General features: G+C 43.9%; 17 protein-coding genes. 9 read left to right on the plus strand and 8 right to left on the minus strand.

The features are described from left to right. Nucleotides 1–149: 149 nt before the first annotated feature. The 6 genes from OWN49_RS08255 to OWN49_RS08285 all read left to right on the plus strand — a co-directional run bounded on the left by OWN49_RS08255 (nucleotide 150) and on the right by OWN49_RS08285 (nucleotide 3,263). Entirely contained in the window at nucleotides 150–1,295 is a 1,146-nt protein-coding gene (locus tag OWN49_RS08255; RefSeq protein WP_077722992.1) for a response regulator aspartate phosphatase, read from the plus strand. Next, nucleotides 1,279–1,398, plus strand: a complete 120-nt coding sequence (locus OWN49_RS08260) for a PhrC/PhrF family phosphatase-inhibitory pheromone (RefSeq protein ID WP_127069886.1) — start codon at nucleotides 1,279–1,281, stop codon at nucleotides 1,396–1,398. Before OWN49_RS08255 ends, OWN49_RS08260 begins: the two co-directional genes overlap by 17 nt. Nucleotides 1,399–1,598: 200 nt before the next feature. Continuing rightward, nucleotides 1,599–1,802: a helix-turn-helix transcriptional regulator gene (locus OWN49_RS08265; protein ID WP_003151064.1), complete on the plus strand. Its 204-nt coding sequence runs from the start codon at nucleotides 1,599–1,601 to the stop codon at nucleotides 1,800–1,802. 13 nt (nucleotides 1,803–1,815) lie between these two features. Beyond that, complete coding sequence (locus tag OWN49_RS08270; protein ID WP_069473623.1) at nucleotides 1,816–2,019, plus strand: hypothetical protein; 204 nt, start codon at nucleotides 1,816–1,818, stop codon at nucleotides 2,017–2,019. Nucleotides 2,020–2,425: 406 nt separating this feature from the next. Next, nucleotides 2,426–2,707 (plus strand): hypothetical protein, encoded by a 282-nt coding sequence (locus OWN49_RS08280; RefSeq protein ID WP_014306021.1) that lies wholly within the window; start codon nucleotides 2,426–2,428, stop codon nucleotides 2,705–2,707. Between the two features lie 43 nt (nucleotides 2,708–2,750). Then, a complete protein-coding gene (locus OWN49_RS08285; protein ID WP_077722993.1) occupies nucleotides 2,751–3,263 on the plus strand; it encodes a stage II sporulation protein M in 513 nt (170 codons plus the stop codon). Nucleotides 3,264–3,853: 590 nt separating this feature from the next. Here the strand turns inward: OWN49_RS08285 and OWN49_RS08290 are convergent. The 3 genes from OWN49_RS08290 to speE form a co-directional block, all read right to left on the minus strand. Then, entirely contained in the window at nucleotides 3,854–4,072 is a 219-nt protein-coding gene (locus OWN49_RS08290; protein ID WP_003151056.1) for a helix-turn-helix transcriptional regulator, read from the minus strand. 169 nt (nucleotides 4,073–4,241) lie between these two features. Next, complete coding sequence (speB, locus tag OWN49_RS08295; RefSeq protein ID WP_003151054.1) at nucleotides 4,242–5,114, minus strand: agmatinase; 873 nt, start codon at nucleotides 5,112–5,114, stop codon at nucleotides 4,242–4,244. A gap of 59 nt (nucleotides 5,115–5,173) precedes the next feature. Then, entirely contained in the window at nucleotides 5,174–6,004 is an 831-nt protein-coding gene (gene speE / locus OWN49_RS08300; protein WP_003151052.1) for a spermidine synthase, read from the minus strand. Nucleotides 6,005–6,203: 199 nt separating this feature from the next. Here speE and OWN49_RS08305 point away from each other — a divergent pair, with 199 nt between their 5' ends. Next, nucleotides 6,204–8,276: a transglycosylase domain-containing protein gene (locus tag OWN49_RS08305; protein ID WP_077722994.1), complete on the plus strand. Its 2,073-nt coding sequence runs from the start codon at nucleotides 6,204–6,206 to the stop codon at nucleotides 8,274–8,276. A 24-nt stretch (nucleotides 8,277–8,300) separates the two neighbouring features. Here the strand turns inward: OWN49_RS08305 and OWN49_RS08310 are convergent, their stop codons facing one another. The 3 genes from OWN49_RS08310 to OWN49_RS08320 form a co-directional block, all read right to left on the minus strand. After that, on the minus strand, nucleotides 8,301–8,732 hold the full coding sequence (locus OWN49_RS08310; RefSeq protein WP_077722995.1) for a hypothetical protein: 432 nt from the start codon (nucleotides 8,730–8,732) through the stop codon (nucleotides 8,301–8,303). 143 nt (nucleotides 8,733–8,875) lie between these two features. Then, nucleotides 8,876–9,394, minus strand: coding sequence for a YwhD family protein (locus tag OWN49_RS08315; protein ID WP_015387555.1), 519 nt, complete (start codon nucleotides 9,392–9,394; stop codon nucleotides 8,876–8,878). Nucleotides 9,395–9,406: 12 nt separating this feature from the next. Next, nucleotides 9,407–10,066 carry a site-2 protease family protein gene (locus OWN49_RS08320; RefSeq protein WP_077722996.1) on the minus strand — a complete coding sequence of 220 codons (660 nt, stop codon included), beginning with the start codon at nucleotides 10,064–10,066 and terminating at the stop codon, nucleotides 9,407–9,409. A gap of 105 nt (nucleotides 10,067–10,171) precedes the next feature. Between OWN49_RS08320 and OWN49_RS08325 the strand changes: the two genes are divergently transcribed. Then, a complete protein-coding gene (locus tag OWN49_RS08325; protein ID WP_003151042.1) occupies nucleotides 10,172–10,360 on the plus strand; it encodes a 2-hydroxymuconate tautomerase in 189 nt (62 codons plus the stop codon). Between the two features lie 37 nt (nucleotides 10,361–10,397). On the opposite strand, the gene OWN49_RS08330 is transcribed toward OWN49_RS08325, so the two are convergent. After that, nucleotides 10,398–10,817, minus strand: coding sequence for a MarR family transcriptional regulator (locus OWN49_RS08330; protein ID WP_003151040.1), 420 nt, complete (start codon nucleotides 10,815–10,817; stop codon nucleotides 10,398–10,400). A gap of 390 nt (nucleotides 10,818–11,207) precedes the next feature. Here OWN49_RS08330 and OWN49_RS08335 point away from each other — a divergent pair, with 390 nt between their 5' ends. Then, nucleotides 11,208–12,587 (plus strand): amino acid permease, encoded by a 1,380-nt coding sequence (locus OWN49_RS08335; protein WP_032862558.1) that lies wholly within the window; start codon nucleotides 11,208–11,210, stop codon nucleotides 12,585–12,587. 64 nt (nucleotides 12,588–12,651) lie between these two features. Here OWN49_RS08335 and OWN49_RS08340 read toward each other — a convergent pair whose 3' ends face one another. Further along, nucleotides 12,652–13,152, minus strand: a complete 501-nt coding sequence (locus tag OWN49_RS08340; protein WP_007407653.1) for a YwgA family protein — start codon at nucleotides 13,150–13,152, stop codon at nucleotides 12,652–12,654. Nucleotides 13,153–13,170: the final 18 nt, after the last annotated feature.

Consider the following 13,170-nt stretch of genomic DNA (forward strand, 5'->3'; position numbering starts at 1 on the left):
CGGAAATCCTAGGCTGCGGGATAAATGCGGTTCCTTCGGCGGACGGCTTTGTCAAAGGGGAAAAGTTTGCGGTATTTTTGCGCTATCCTTCCGAATGAAAATGATAAAATATGTCATATACATAACGTGGAAGGGAGGGATTCGGAATAGTGGCGAGTGTTTTATCGTCTTCAGCGATTGGAGAAAAAATCAACGAATGGTATATGTACATTCGAAGGTTCAGCATCCCGGACGCCGAGTATTTGCGGAGAGAAATCAAAGAAGAACTTGCAGGCCTGGAAGATGACCAGGATCTTCATCTGTACTATTCTCTCATGGAATTCCGCCACAATCTGATGCTCGAATACCTCGAACCGCTGGAATCGCAGCGGATAGAAGAACAGCCGAGACTATCGGATCTGCTCGCGGATATTGATAAAAAGCAGGCCCGGCTGACCGGACGGCTTGATTATTATTTTAATTTTTTCCGGGGGATGTATGAGCTGGAATGCCGTGAATATCTTTCAGCGATTCAGTTTTTTAAGAAAGCTGAATATAAGCTGGATTTTGTCAAAGATTGTATCGAGAAAGCTGAATTTTATTTTAAGATGTCAGAGTCCTACTATTATATGAAGCAGACTTATTTTTCTATGGATTATGCCCGGCAGGCTTATAAAATTTATCATAAGCAGGAGGCATATAATATAAGGGTGCTTCAGTGCCATTCATTGTTCGCTACCAACTTTCTTGACTTAAAGCAATATGATGAAGCAATTCAGCATTTTAAAAAAGCTTATGCCATGGCAGAGGCAGAACAGCAGCCTCAATTAATGGGCCGGACTCTATATAATATCGGACTTTGTTTTAACAGCCAAGGAAATTACAAACCAGCCATTGATTACATAAAACGGGCAATAGCTGTTTTTGAAGATGGGAACATCATCACTTCTCTCCCGCAAGCCTATTTCTTAATCACACAAATACATTATAAAATCGGAAATATGGCCATAGCCAGACAATATCATGACAAAGGGGTATCTTATGCAGAGGAGGCAGAAGATTCCCTATATATAGTCGAATATGAATTTTTAGAATCTTTGTATGTCGGTGAGCCTGATGAAGAAGCAATCATGGAATGTTTTGACTTTCTCAGAGATAAAATGATGTATGCTGATCTTGAAGATTTTGCCTTAGATGTGGCAAAATATTATCATGAAAGAGAGAATTTCGAGAAGGCTGCTGCATATTTTTTAAAGGTGGAAGAAACAAGACAGCAGATTCAAGGAGGTGTGAAGTTGTATGAAATTGAAGTATAAATTAGCACTTACTTGCTTGGCAGTAAGCACTGTTTTTGTTTCAGCCGACATCGCAAGTGCACCGGAACATCAATTTGAAGTTGCTCAGCGCGGAATGATTTAAATGATAATTACTTTTAGGCTTGCAGGTTAAACTGCAAGCCGTTTTTTATATAAACAACTAATTTACAAAAACAAAAAAAACATACCTTAGAACTCAAATGTGTAAAAAGTATTTGACACTTATACATATATTATTTAAAATAAATATATATAAATTTGAAAATTTAAAATAAAAAACAAAATAAGTTAAGGAGGGTTTTAGTGGATAACAATATAAAAAAACTTAGAACAGCAGCTGATATTTCACAAAATGATCTGGCTAAGCTCTGCAATGTGACCAGGCAAACCATCAATGCAATTGAAAATAATAAATATGACCCGACTTTAAGTCTGGCTTTTTCGATAGCTCACGCTTTAAATACGGGAATAGATAAAGTATTCAACTATAACGCCAAAAAAAATTAAGGGAGCGGTTCTTATGAAGAAAATGGATGAGATGCAAAAACACCAATCGGGTACAGCCGCCAGAATAGCATTTAGTTTTTATACTGTCGCTTTACTGATATGGTCATTAATAGATTATTTTAAAAACGGAAATACAGGATGGCAATTTCCGATTCTTTTAATAGGCTGCGCGCTCTATTTATGGATTCAAGTTTATCAAAATCGAAAAACAAGGTAACGATTCCAATACACTTCCGGAGGATTATACAGCAATGTACGAATACAAGTTCATAAAAGCAGAAGTAAACCGATGGAAAGGAAAACCTAAAGAAGACTATAAATAAATTATTGAAAAGTATTCGCAACAAGGGTGAAAGCTGGTTCAAATATTTGCTCCTGCTATTTCAGGCTATGGGGCAGCCGACTATTTTGATATTATTTTTGAAAAAAAGTATAATGTTTCAGTACCAAAGAAAGCCGGATCATACATATGGTCCGGCTTTCTTTGTACGAAATAAGCCAGCAGATACTTTTACGGATTTCACCTCTTAACTATTATTTTTTCGGAAATCCGCAATTCAAATAGATTCCAATATATTTTATTATTTAACTTGCTGGGGATATTGAAAAAATTGGAGGAAAAAATGAATCTACTTTTAAAAACACAAAATAGTAAAGCGATTTTTACATTAGTAGCATCAGGAATCATTGTTCTCGCTCTTTTCAGTATGAAACATAATCATTTAAGCATGGATGTTATCGATATTTTAAACAGAGCTGGAATTATCGCTCCTAGTTGGATTGTCAGTGCTATCACCGCAACGGGTTCAGTTCTGGCTATCATTACTGTTTTAGGATCTCTTGGTGCGGGCTTGCCATTGGCCGTTTTAGAACAATTGGCTGCAGCAAGTACAGCAGCAGCATAATATAAAACATTAAATTCAATATCCCTGGCAGTCCCTTTAACGAATGGATGAAAATACATTGTTTAAAAAAGATGTTTTAGTCAAATTGTACATACTCTGTCTGATCTTATTTTTAATTGCTTTATTTACAGCATATTTTTATACAGATTCCGCTTCAAATGTAAATAATCTAAATCGAAATATCCGTCCGGATTTTTTTCAGATTTTCTTTAATAATATTAAAGTAGCGAGTCTGCTTGTTTTTTTAGGCCCGTTGACGCTGTCGCTTGGCACGGTTGCTGTTTTAATTATTAATGGATTAATTTTAGGAAATGCGATAGGAAACATTAAAGACAATTTAAACCTTTTACTGCTTGTTATACCCCATGGAATAATTGAAGTGCCGGTATTGCTTCTTGCAGCCTCTGTAGGAATGAAATTAACTTTAGATTTATTACTCCTCAAAATAAATTTGAAATTCACTTTTAAATATATTGGTATTATATTTCTCGGTTTAATGATAGCAGCTATGTTAGAAACATTTATTACACCTATCTTTATAAAAGGAGCCTCTTAAGATTATGCAAATTGAATTATCTTCATTTAAGGAACGAAACATTAATTTTTTGTCCTCGTTTTTGTTTTATATTATCGGGTTAGCTTTTTATTTAAGTTCCCTTTTACCTTTTATGAAAAGTTTAATTCCCAAAAACATCCCTATACAAGTTGTTGAGCAAGTAAAACATTTAGATTACATCATTGCAATAGCCGCACTGTTTCTTTTAATGTTCGGGGTCATTTTTGAAGGATTCGTATTATTTCTCATTATAAATTTTCTTGGCGCTCAAATTAAGATCAAAACTTTTTATTCCCTATTTATGTTTTCTAACATCCCGGTCGCAATTAAGTTTTTTCTTATATCATTCAAAAATATTTTCGCAGAACATCCAAACACTAGTTTATTTTTCACAAGTAATCATTTGATTTTTTCTATCTTTGATTTGTTCAATATTGCATATTTATTTCTTTTGTTTATTCTTCTGAAATGGAGAACAAATTTGAACTACCTGACAATCTCAGTTTTTATTTTTACGGCATTCCTGTATAGAATGTTTTTTTAGCATATATAAATAAACCCCCTCAATAGGGGTTTTTCTTTCATTTCGTTCACTGTATACAATTCCTTTTATATGCTTCCGAAACAATACCGACTCTAGTACTCACATTCCACTTTTTACAAAGACCGGCTATGATATATTCGACATTACGCTGCGAGTAGTTTAATGACTTAGCGATCTCTTTATTAGGCTTTTCAGCAATTATCAGTTTAATTACTGAAATTTCAATCTTTTTTAATTCCAATTCATTTTCTACTGCTGTTTTCATTCCAACTTCCTTTCTAAAGATGTATTTACTAAATAATACCCTATTATATAATTTTTATCAATAACATCAATTATTAATAGTAAAATAATATATTGCTTTTACTAACTTCTAAGGAGTTTATATACAATATAAAAATCCCCCGCCATGTTTCAAGCGGGGGAAATTCTTTCTATTTCACAAACCCAAGCAGCATTTCACGGATCATCTTGCTTGCCGTGTTTGCGGTTTGTTCTGAGTGGTCATAGACCGGTGCCACTTCTACGAGGTCGGCGCCTTTTACGCTGACCTCTGAGCGCGCGATTTCATGGATGGACGCGAGCAATTCTTTAGACGTGATGCCTCCCGCGTCAACCGTGCCCGTTCCCGGCGCATGAGCGGGGTCAAGAACGTCGATATCGATCGTGACATAAACAGGGCGTCCCGCAAGCTGCGGCAGCACTTTTTTCAGCGGCTCAAGCACTTCAAACTTAGAAATGTGCATGCCGTTTTCTTTCGCCCATTCAAATTCTTCCTTCATTCCGGAGCGGATGCCGAATGAAAATACGTTTTGCGGCCCGATGAGCTCGGCCGCTTTGCGGATCGGAGTAGAGTGGGAAAGCGGTTCGCCTTCATAATCCGTGCGCAGGTCGGTGTGCGCGTCAAAATGAATGATGGCAAGATCCGGAAACTTCTTATACATGGCTTTTATGACAGGCCATGATACAAGGTGCTCCCCTCCCATGCCGAGCGGGAACTTGCCTTTTTCTAAGATGCCGTCCACGTATTCTTCAATCATATCAAGGCTTCTTTGCGGATTGCCGAACGGAAGCGGAATGTCTCCGGCGTCAAAGAAATTCAAATCAGCCAAGTCACGGTCGAGGTACGGGCTGTATTCTTCAAGACCGATAGACACCTCGCGGATTCTCCCCGGGCCGAACCGTGAACCCGGACGGTAGCTGACCGTCCAATCCATCGGCATGCCGTAGAGGATGGCGTCCGCCTCTTTCCAGTCGGGGCGGCTTGCGATAAATACTTTTCCTGAATAAGCTTCATCAAATCTCATCAATAATACCCTCGCTTTCCTGTAAAAAAGCGCAAGATTCGCTCCTGCGCCGTACGTTTTTATTTGATTAAGTCGCTCACAAATTTCGGAAGAACAAATGCCGCTTTGTGAAGCTCTTTCGTGTAATATTTCGTGTCGATGTCAAAGAAACGGCTGTCCTCCACTTCAAGCGGATCGTACTTTTTAGAACCGATCGTAAATGTCCACAGGCCGCTCGGGTACGTCGGGATATTAGCCGTATACAGACGGGTGATCGGGAAGATTTCTTTCACGTCACGCTGTACGTTTGTAATCAGTTCCGGTGTAAACCACGGGTTGTCCGTCTGCGCGACGAAGATGCCGTCTTCTTTTAACGCCTTGGAAATTCCGGCATAGAAGCCTTTTGAGAACAGATTGACGGCCGGTCCGACCGGTTCTGTTGAATCAACCATAATAACGTCATACTCATTTTCTGATTTCGCGATGTGCATGAAACCGTCATCGACTCTCACGTCGACGCGCGGATCATCAAGCTTGCCCGCAATGGACGGAAGGAATTTTTTAGAGTATTCAATAACCTTGCCGTCAATGTCGACAAGCGTTGCTTTTTTTACGCTTGGGTGCTTCAGAATCTCTCTGATGACACCGCCGTCTCCGCCGCCGACAACGAGAACGTTTTCCGGATTCGGGTGCGTAAATAACGGGACGTGCGCAACCATTTCATGATAGACGAATTCGTCTTTTTCAGAAGTCATGACCATTCCGTCTAAGAACAGCATGTTGCCGAATTCTTCTGTCTCCACCATTTCCAGATGCTGAAATTCCGTCTGTTCCGTATGTAATGTTTGTTTCACCTTTAATGTAATGCCGAAATTCTTCGTCTGCTTCTCCGTATACCAAAGCTCGCTCAATTGTCATCTCCCTTTCAAGGCTTATTTCATTTATTGTAAGCGTCTGTATCGCTTTTATTCCGGTTAAAATCTCATTTTCACCTAAGGAAAAAGTATAGAGGATGGAGGGGAAAAAGTAAAGAAGTGTCCGGTTTGATATGTTTAAAAAACCCCCTTTTTTCACATAATAATAGAATCATGAAAAAGGGGGTTCCCAAAAGTGGATAAAGTATCTGGAAAACAGCTCAGAATCACGTTCAAAATCATCCGCGCCTGCATCTTTCTGACACTGATCGGCGGAATGCTGGCCGGCGTCTGCTTCACATCCGTTCTTCTTGCAGCGAAATGGCAGGGCGCCCCCTCCGTCCGGGTTCCTCAGTCTACGATTCTTTATGCAAATGACGGCTCAAAGCTAGGTGAGACCGATTTCGGGGAAAAGCGCTACTGGGTCCGGTTAAAAGATATCAATCCGACAGCGGTGCAGGCCGCGATTGCGGTGGAGGATCAAAACTTTTACAATCACCACGGTTTTGATTACCGGCGGATGGCCGCCGCCGCGCTGGCTGACATAAAGGCAATGGCCAAGGTTCAGGGCGCCAGCACCATCACCCAGCAATACGCGAGAAATCTCTACCTTGAGCATGATAAAACATGGAAACGAAAATGGAACGAAGCATTTTACACGATCCGCCTTGAACAGAACTATTCTAAAAACGAGATTTTAGAAGGTTATGTAAATACGATATATTACGGCCACGGCGCATACGGAATTGAAGCCGCCTCCCGCCTGTATTTCGGCAAACACGCCAAAGATCTGAACGATGCGGAAGCCGTGCTTTTGGCCGGCATACCGAAAGGCCCGTCCGGCTATTCGCCATATGTCAGCGAAAAGAAGGCCAAACAGCGCCAGGAAACCATTCTCCGTCTGATGGCCGGACAAAAAATGATCTCAAAAGAAAAGGCGGAAAGGCTTAAGAAAACGCCGCTTGCCTATCAGCCGCTGAAAAACAGAACCGCAGCGAAAACGGCGCCTTATTTTTACGATGATGCGATGAAAGAACTCGAGAAAAAGCTCGGCATGACGCGCGAACAGCTCGCAACGAGCGGGTTGCGTGTTTATACAACGCTTGATAAGCGCATGCAGCGGATCGCGGAAAACACTGTGGCACATACGATCCGTACCGGCTCTGACATTCAGGTCGGCTTTTCCGCGATTGATCCGGCAACAGGGCGCGTGCTTGCGCTTCTCGGCGGACGTGACTACGAAAAAAGCCCGTTTGACCGGGCGACACAGGCGAAACGGCAGCCGGCTTCCACGATCAAGCCGCTTTTGTACTACAAAGCGATTCAAAGCGGCTTTACACCGGTCACGCTGATGAAAAGCGAAGCCACAGAGTTCCAGATTGACGACAACGGAGATACCTATTCTCCAAGCAATTACAACGGCTACTACGCCAATAAACCGATTACGCTGCTTCAGGCGCTTGCGTTATCAGACAACATTTATGCCGTGAAGACCCATCTCTTTCTCGGCATGAATAAGCTCGTGTCGGCGGCAAAGGAATTCGGCATCAGCGAACATTTAAAGCCCCTTCCGTCTCTGGCGCTCGGAACTGAACCCGTGCGCCCGATTGAGATGGTTAATGCCTACGCGATGCTCGCAAACGGGGGAAAACAAATCACCCCTTCCTTTATCACAAAAGTGACGGATACCGCCGGCAACGTCTTGTATGAACAGCCGCGCGGACATCAGCAGACGCTTGATAAAAAAGCCGCTTTTGTGACGGCGAGCATGATGACGGGCATGTTTGATCAGGATTTAAACGGCTATACTTCCGTCACGGGACGCACCATTTCTGACCGGCTGACCCGAACCTATGGCGGTAAATCAGGCACGACCAGCGCAGACAGCTGGATGATCGGCTTTAATCCCGCTCTTGCCGCCGGTGTGTGGACAGGCTATGACAAAAGCAGCACGATTGATTCAGTAGAAGAAAAAAGCTATGCGAAGACGATTTGGGCGGACTTTATGGAGAAGGCGCTCGAAGGAGAACCGGAAATAGCGCTTAAACCGCCGAAGGGCGTCACGGGCGTCTATATCGATCCCGCTTCCGGCTACACTTCCGGACCCGGATGCGCCGCAAAGCATTATACGTATTTCATCGCAGGCACAGAGCCCGCGGATGTGTGCTACGGACCGGAACCGTCTAAAAAAGAAAAGGAACACGTCCCCGCCCGTAAAGAAGCTCCGCGCAAAAAGTGGTGGGATAAGTGGCTCGGCAAAAAAGACTGAGCCCGGTGCATTGCGCGCCGGGCTTTACTCCGCGTCTTCCTCAAGCACCCATGGGAGCAAGAGTGAAAAGTCGAGATGGATAATAGGGTCAGGAAAACCCTTCGGTATAAAAAATGTTGTACTCGCCAATGAAAACGAAAAGCGGATATCTCCCGCCCTCTCGATATGAAACTTTGGCCAGCCTTCCCTAAGCCTGCCGACAATCGGATAGCTGCCCGCATAATGATGCAGGCCGTTTTCCTTTCCATGCTCCCCCAAATCGTGACAGACAGCCGGACGAATCCCAAACTGCGTAAACAATCTTGTTTTCTCGGCGGAAAGGAGATTCACCGCCTCGGAAAAGTTCCGGCAGCACCCGCAATCGCAGGGATCAGGCCATGATTTTTCATATTGTTTTCTCGTTTCCGCCGTATCTGCTTCAATGACCCAAGGCCCGATTTCAAAGACGGTGAACATGATGAAACCTCCGCGTAAACATGAAAAACCCCGAGTCTTGGTTCGGCTCGGGACTTTCCATGTCCTGATTCTGTATCAACAGTTTACTCAGTACAATTGCGAAATAGTGCAAATATTTATAAAGTTCACAAAAAGTTCACAAATTATTTTTCGCCCGGAAGCAGACCCGTTTTCAATTCATCGGATGAACGTTCCCAGAGCCCTTGGTCATGCTTCTGCAGAAATTCAGCAAGCACCTGCTTTGAGCTGGCGTCCATTTTGTCCACGATAATGCGGCGCTTCATTGATTTATCCATTAAATTCACATGCTCCGGCAATGACTTATAGCCTCTGCGGATACTTCTGTCCACGGTCATTTCACAAGCCGTCACACCCGCGTAATAAGGGCCTTCTTCTTTTCTGTCGATGGTGACCCACACGAGCCAGTACGGTTTTCCGTTCGGCACTTCATCTTTGTTCGGCAGGAATTTGATGCCTTTTTCAACGACACTGCGGGCATGCATTGCGCCGATGTCAACGAAGGCTTCCTTCTCTTCCACATCGACAAATACCGGAGAAATATTATCAAGGCTCAGCGACCCGGCGCCGAAACCGCCATGTCCGTCGGTCGGATCACTTTTAATAATATTAAATCCGATTGTTTTCTTCTTTTTTTCTTCCATGAAAATACCCTCCTACAAAAGCGGTTGAAATATAATGGCAAATACCTTAAGAATCCAGTCTCTCCCCTCGCTTAACAGCGGCCACACGACATAGGAGCCGACCGGTGTCACAAACAGCACGAGAAACACGATAATCCCGTAGCTCTCAAACTGAGTCATTTTGGCGCGCACCCGCGGCGGCACGAAATCCTCAATAATCCGGTAGCCGTCAAGCGGAGGAAGCGGCAGCAGGTTGAATAAACACAGCGCGAGATTCAGCTGAATCCAAATAGAGAAAAAGCGGTCAAGCCCCATGCTGAATGCAGAAAGCAGCTCCATTCCGTAAGCATGCATCAACACTAGCAAAAAGAAACCGATAAAGGCAAGAAGCAGGTTGCTTACGGGCCCGGCGACGGAAACCAGCACTCCCGCCAGCCGCGGTCTTTTAAAGGCGCGGCGGTTCACCGGCACCGGACGGGCCCAGCCGAAACCCGCGACCAAAATTAGAATCGTTCCGAAAACATCAAGATGTTTAATCGGATTGAGCGTTAATCTGCCCTGTCTCGCCGCGGTATCGTCTCCGAACCGATACGCGACATACGCGTGCGCCAGTTCATGCATCGTAAATGCCACGATCAGCGTAATCACGACATAGGGCATAAGCTCCAGCGGATAATATAAAAATCTGTCCAAATGTCAAAATCCCCTTTTTTTAAAAATGCAAGATTGTCCTTCATTCAGTATACTATAAGTGATCTCTCTTCCAAAGAGAGGAAACGATAAAGGAGGATCAGCACCATGCCGCTCGTAACCGTTAAAATGCTTGAAGGCCGCACAGATGAACAAAAACGGAATCTGGTTGAAAAAGTGACCGAAGCCGTAAAAGAAACGACAGGCGCAGCCGAAGAAAAGATCATTGTCATGATTGAAGAAATGAGAAAGGATCATTACGCCGTCGCCGGCAAACGGATCAGCGATACGGAGTAATCCTTGATAATGGCCGGCGCTGCTATGTCAGGCCGGCTTATTTCACAACCTTTTCAACCAGGCTGAAAAAGATTTTCTTTTCTTCCTCTGTCAATGCTTCGAACAGTTCGTCAATCAGCAGCTGCCGGTTTTCAATCATTTGCATGGCCGCCATTTTTCCCGATTCGGAAAGCGTCATCCATACCGTGCGGCGGTCTTCGTTGTTTCTCGACCTTTCCACGAATCCTTCTTTTTCTAAATGATTGAGAGCGGTTGTCGTGGCGGAAGGCGATAATGTGACCTCCTGCAATATATCTTTAATCGTGCACGTGCCGTGCCGGTAAATAATCCTCAGAATAAATCCTCTGATATTGTTTATACTCTTCGGAATTGTCGCCTCATCAAGCTTTTTCGTGCTCTTTAAATATTTCGTGAGCGCGTAATCCAGTACATTTGCTTGCAAGTTATCGTGCTTCATGCAGAAACTCCCCATTTCAAGATGCATCCATCATCATTTGTTTGTTTTTTATTACATTTTACTGATACCTTACGGAGAAAGTCAAAATTCCGGCCGGAATGCCCGCAACTTTTATCCTGCCCTGCACAGACTTTTGTCTCCCTCTTTTTTACCATATCCTTTTATGCAATGCTGGTTTTATAGACACGATTCAGGTAAAATCATTAAGGGTGACTGCGTTTGACGGAAAGGATAATCTGATCGGATGCGGCAGACAATATGATTGGAAAAGAAAAGAAACGGAACAGACGGGGAAACAGAACACAGGATTGTCGATTACACAGAAGATGTGACACGGGTAAAAGCCAAAGAGTCCCTCTTGGCTTTTGCTTTTGGATGGAGGGATGCGTGTTGCGGAATATCCTACAAAAAAAAGACATCACCCAGCTGCTTGAACAAAGCAGAAACAGGCAGACTGCCAAAACGATGGGTGGATTTGATTTAACATTACTGGGCATCGGCGCCGTCATCGGGACGGGCGTCATGGTCCTTACAGGCATTACGGCCGCGAAAAACGCCGGGCCTTCCGTAATCTTTTCTTTTATCATTGCAGCCGTTGTCTGCAGCCTTGCAGCATTATGTTACGCCGAAATCGCTTCTGTTCTCCCGGTTTACGGAAGCGCCTATATTTACTCTTATACCACCATGGGAGAAATTGTCGGCCATTTAATGGGCTGGACGCTCTTATCCGTTTATATGGTGACGGCGTCGGCGGTGGCAAGCGGCTGGTCAAGTTATTTTAATAATCTGTTAGCCGAAATCGGCACGCCTTTGCCGGACAGTCTGCTGCACGTGCCGAGCCAGGGGGGCATCGTCAACCTTCCTGCCATCATCATTACTCTATTAATTGCCGTCGTTCTGTCACGCGGCTCTAAAGAGAGCAAAACCTTTAATAATATAATGGTTCTCGTAAAAATCGGAATTGTTTTGCTGTTTATCATCACAGGAAGCTTTTTTGTAAAGCCGGGCAATTGGCATCCTTTTATGCCTTTTGGAATCAAAGGCGTCATTACGGGGGCTTCTGCCGTCTTTTTTGCGTTTCTCGGGTTTGACGCGATTTCGGCTTCGGCTGAAGAAGTCAAAAAACCGCAGCGCAACCTGCCGATCGGTATTATCGGTTCACTGGTGATCTGTACATTGGTATACGTCATCGTCTGTCTCGTCATGACGGGTATGGTTCCGTATTCACAGCTTAATGTGCCGGAAGCCATGTCTTATGTGCTGCAGACTGTCGGACAAAACGCGGTGGCGGGCATTATCGCTGCCGGTGCGGTGATCGGACTGATGGCCGTCGTTCTCGCCCATACCTATGCGGCGACCCGTATATCTTTTGCGATGGCAAGAGACGGAATGCTGCCGAAAGTCTTTACCATTGTCGGAAAGAAATCGGGAGCGCCGATCTTTAATACGTGGCTGATCGGACTGATCAGCGCATGCATCGCGGGTTTTGTTGATCTGAAAGAGCTGTCAGATCTCTCAAACATCGGCGCGCTATTGACATTTGCCATGGTCAGTCTGTCCGTGCTGATTCTGCGCCGCACCCATAAAGATCTTCCACGGGGATTTAAAGTGCCGTTTGTACCCGTACTGCCGATTTTGGCCATTATCTGCTGTTTGTTTTTAATGGTCAATCTGCCGCTGAAAACGTGGCTTTATTTTGCCGTCTGGCTGATCATCGGCGTCATCGTTTACTTTTTATATTCGTACAAGCACAGCAAATTGAGACAATAAACAAAACCAGGCCCGCTTCATTGCGGCCTGGTTTTTTCATAAAAAAAGACGAAAGCCATCGCCTTTAACAAATGTGTTTCAGCTCTTCTATGTAGTGAAGCGCCTCATCATATTCTTCATCCGTATATTTCTGTTTGCTTTTTATCGTAAACACTTTCTCTTTCTTTTCCTCAGCTTCAAGGCCGTCAAAATACAAAATCGTAGACACCAGCTCCAGAAACCGGGATGAGCGGCTGTTGACGCTGTCGATATACTTCTTCATATCCGGCATCGTAAGCTCCGCATGATGTAAAAACTCGGCTCCCGTCTCCGTCAGCGAGTACCGGTATTGAAAGTAGCCGCCCTTTTTTTCCTTCACCTCATCCAGAAACCCAAGATTGCACAGCTCTTCAATTCGAAGCGTCAGTTCTTCGGAATACGGGCCGTAAAAATGAAAATCATATTTTTCGTAGAAAGGATACTGCATTTTCTTCGCGATATAAATGATTTTCTGCAGCTTTTTCCGCCCGATGATTTCTCCAGAATCCGAGAACACCTTCATCAGTTTTGCATGTTCTTTCAACAAATTCCCGACATCTCCTTT

The sequence above is a fragment of the Bacillus sp. NEAU-242-2 genome (assembly GCF_027853835.1).
GTDB lineage: Bacteria > Bacillota > Bacilli > Bacillales > Bacillaceae > Bacillus > Bacillus velezensis.

Coding starts and splice junctions, on each gene's coding strand:
- OWN49_RS08260 (WP_127069886.1), top strand. CDS start 1,279: ATGAAATTGAAGTATAAATTAGCACTTACTTGCTTGGCAGTAAGCACT.
- OWN49_RS08270 (WP_069473623.1), top strand. CDS start 1,816: ATGAAGAAAATGGATGAGATGCAAAAACACCAATCGGGTACAGCCGCC.
- OWN49_RS08280 (WP_014306021.1), top strand. CDS start 2,426: ATGAATCTACTTTTAAAAACACAAAATAGTAAAGCGATTTTTACATTA.
- OWN49_RS08285 (WP_077722993.1), top strand. CDS start 2,751: ATGGATGAAAATACATTGTTTAAAAAAGATGTTTTAGTCAAATTGTAC.
- OWN49_RS08290 (WP_003151056.1), bottom strand. CDS start 4,072: ATGAAAACAGCAGTAGAAAATGAATTGGAATTAAAAAAGATTGAAATT.
- speB (WP_003151054.1), bottom strand. CDS start 5,114: ATGAGATTTGATGAAGCTTATTCAGGAAAAGTATTTATCGCAAGCCGC.
- OWN49_RS08310 (WP_077722995.1), bottom strand. CDS start 8,732: ATGTTCACCGTCTTTGAAATCGGGCCTTGGGTCATTGAAGCAGATACG.
- OWN49_RS08315 (WP_015387555.1), bottom strand. CDS start 9,394: ATGGAAGAAAAAAAGAAGAAAACAATCGGATTTAATATTATTAAAAGT.
- OWN49_RS08325 (WP_003151042.1), top strand. CDS start 10,172: ATGCCGCTCGTAACCGTTAAAATGCTTGAAGGCCGCACAGATGAACAA.
- OWN49_RS08330 (WP_003151040.1), bottom strand. CDS start 10,817: ATGAAGCACGATAACTTGCAAGCAAATGTACTGGATTACGCGCTCACG.